Source organism: Bacillus sp. DNRA2 (genome assembly GCF_012843265.1).
Taxonomy (GTDB): Bacteria; Bacillota; Bacilli; order Bacillales; family Cytobacillaceae; genus Bacillus_BU.
Genome location: NZ_JABAIT010000099.1, coordinates 1 through 233, shown reverse-complemented (window position 1 = coordinate 233; position 233 = coordinate 1). Strand labels below are relative to the sequence as shown.

The following is a 233-nucleotide window of genomic DNA, read 5'->3' as shown; positions in this document are numbered from 1 at the left end:
GTTAAACCAGAAAATCTCCTACATTGAAATCAAACCAAAGCAAAAAGGTCGGTTCTTTGAGGTGCACTACACCTATGAGGTGCATGTGGCTCAAATGAAAAAACAACCTACGACCACAGTGAATGCTTTGAGTTGTGATTTAGGTGTAGACCGATTATTGAGTTGTGCAACAAACAAAGGAGACGCCTTCTTAATTGATGGAAAAAAGTTAAAATCCATCAACCAACACTTCA

Annotated in this window: 1 protein-coding gene; it reads left to right on the top strand. The window is 38.6% G+C overall.

Annotated features, from left to right (window positions below; translation table 11 throughout):
• Window positions 1–233, top strand: a 233-nt coding sequence (locus HHO41_RS22190) for a transposase (protein ID WP_169102748.1), incomplete at both ends; no start/stop codon positions are given.